Below are 539 nucleotides of genomic sequence, written 5' to 3' on the forward strand. Positions count from 1 at the left end.
AACGGGCTCCCTTTCGCTTCGCCTAACGGCCTCTACAATCTCTCGCGCCTGTCGGTGTTCTGGCTCAGGCTCGGCATCGTCATCGAGCGCATCCAGCCGGGCAACCCGCAACAGAACGGCCGCCACGAGCGCATGCATCTGACCTTAAAGAAAGAGACGACCAGGCCGCCCGGCATGAACATCCTCCAGCAGCAGGCGAGGTTCGACGCTTTCATCAGCGAATTCAATGAGGAAAGGCCACACGAGGCGCTCGCCATGCGCACCCCGGCCGAGCTCTACACGCCGTCCTCAAGAGCCTATGACGGCCTGCCGGAACTGGAATACCCCTTCCACGACCGCGACATCCTGGTTACCGCTTGCGGCCGCATCTGCATGCACAGGAAGAAGATCAACGTCTCGACCGTGCTCGCCGGTCAGAGGCTGGGAATCAAGGAGATCGACGACGGCATTTGGCTCGTCAGCTTCATGCATTACGATCTCGGGTATATCGACTTGGAACAGAGGACCTTGCAGACCATCGACAACCCGTTCGGCACGAG

At 60.1% G+C, this 539-nt stretch carries 1 protein-coding gene; it reads left to right on the forward strand.

Going from position 1 to position 539, the window contains the following annotated elements; all coding sequences use genetic code 11:
• Positions 1 to 539, forward strand: a 539-nt coding sequence (locus tag NKH93_RS34275; protein ID WP_352976435.1) for an integrase core domain-containing protein, incomplete at both ends; no start/stop codon positions are given.

Origin of the sequence: Mesorhizobium sp. M0954 (assembly GCF_040319155.1) — a bacterium.
Taxonomy (GTDB): Bacteria; Pseudomonadota; Alphaproteobacteria; order Rhizobiales; family Rhizobiaceae; genus Mesorhizobium.